Here is a 1808-nt window from a genome sequence, read left to right on the forward strand (position 1 = left end):
AGATCAGCGGGTAGAGCACCACGGCGACGATCGCCAGCAGGATCAGCAGTCGCAGCACGGGGCGTCCGCCGGCTCGTCGGCGGGCGTTCGGCGCTGCTGCGGTCGTCGGGGTCACCGCCACCATCACCGGTCCTCCCCGTCGGAGTAGTGCACCCAGAACCGTCCGGTGCTGAAGAAGACCGCGGTGATGACCGCGATGGCGATCAGGAAGACCCAGGCCATCGCCGAGGCGTAGCCCATGTTCAGGTCGGTGAAGCCGGTGATGTACAGGTTCAGCGTGTACATCAGGGTGGAATCGACAGGGCCGCCGGTGCCGTTGCTGAGCACGAACGCGGCGGTGAAGCCCTGGAAGCCGTTGATGGTCTCCAGCACCAGGTTGAAGAAGATGACCGGGGAGAGCATCGGCAGGGTGACGTCGCGGAACTGGCGGAGCCGGCCGGCCCCGTCGACCGAGGCGGCCTCGTACAGCTCGGTGGGCACCTGCTTGAGCCCGGCCAGGAAGATCACCATCGGTGCGCCGAACTGCCAGATGGCCAGCACCATCAGCGTTTCGAGGGCCCAGTCGGGGTCGTTGACCCACGGCTTGCCCGTGATGCCGAAGAGGCTCAACAGCGAGTTGAACGCGCCGTCGCGGTTGAACATGTTGACCCAGACGATGGCCAGCGCCACGCTGCCGCCGAGCAGGGACGGCAGGTAGAACAACCCCCGGAACAGCCCGACGCCGCGCCAGGCGCGGTTGAGCAGCAGCGCCACGCCGAGCGCCGCGGCCAGCTTCAGCGGTACGGCGATCAGCGCGAAGGTCAGCGTCACCCGCACCGCCTGCCAGTACGACGGGTCGGCGGTGAACATCCGCTCGTAGTTGGCCAGCCCCACCCACTCCACCTCGGAGAAGGGGGTGAGGATGTCGTAGTTGGTGAAGCTCAGGTAGAGCGACAGCAGCATGGGGATCGCCGTGACACCCATCAGACCGATGAGCCACGGCGACAGGAAGACGTACCCCGCCAGACCTTCGCTGTGCCGGAAGCGCCCGGGCCCACGCCTCTGCGGGTGGGCCCGGGCGGATCCGGGGCCGCGTCGGGTCGGGTCGGGCGCCGTGGTCAACGCCACGAACGGCTCCTCTCCTCGCTTCGGGGGGCGGTCAGGCGATGGCGGACTTGCACGCCTCGACGAACTGGGCGGCGGCTTCGGCGGGGGTGGCCCGGCCGTACTGCGCGTTCTCGGCGGCCTTGATCAACTCGGACTTCACCTTGCTGTGGCCCTTGATCGGCACCTGCGGGGACTCGCCGAACTTCTGGGTCAGCTCCGCCTCGACGGCGATGGACTGTTTCATGGCCGGGTCGGTGGTGTCGTCGCTGACCACCCGGCGCAGGTCCAGGTTGGACGGCAGGCCACGGTCGGTGCCGAGCAGCTTGACCGCCGCGACGTCGTTGTTCAGGAAGTTGATCACGTCGACCGCGACGTCCTTGTTCTTGCTGCCCTTGAACACCGACCAGTACATCGACGCCCGGGCCCACTGGGCGCTGGGGTCACCGGGATAGGCGATCACGCCCAGCTCGTCCTTGGTGTTCTTCTTCAAATCCGGCATCTGGTTGGCCCAGACCCAGGAGGTGGCCGACTTGCCGGTGACCACCAACTGCTTGGTGACGTCGCTGGAGTTGCCCTCGTGGATGACGTCGGCGGTCGGGGTGGCCTTGCGGTCCCGGGCGCCCTTCCACAGGTCGAACCACTTGGTGACGTCCTCGGCGGTGAAGCCCAGCTCCTTGCCCTTGTAGAGGTCCTTGCCCTGCTGACGCAGCCAGACCCAGAGC

General features: G+C 67.5%; 1 protein-coding gene and 1 pseudogene. Both read right to left on the reverse strand.

Going from position 1 to position 1808, the window contains the following annotated elements; translation table 11 throughout:
* Positions 1-123 precede the first annotated feature (123 nt).
* Positions 124-1107, reverse strand: coding sequence for a carbohydrate ABC transporter permease (locus KBX53_RS31935; RefSeq protein WP_210863540.1), 984 nt, complete (start codon positions 1105-1107; stop codon positions 124-126).
* 31 nt (positions 1108-1138) lie between these two features.
* Positions 1139-1808: pseudogene (locus KBX53_RS31940) on the reverse strand (extracellular solute-binding protein); the annotation flags it as partial.

It is taken from the genome of Micromonospora sp. M51, assembly GCF_018070305.1.
In the GTDB taxonomy this organism is placed as follows: domain Bacteria; phylum Actinomycetota; class Actinomycetes; order Mycobacteriales; family Micromonosporaceae; genus Micromonospora; species Micromonospora parva.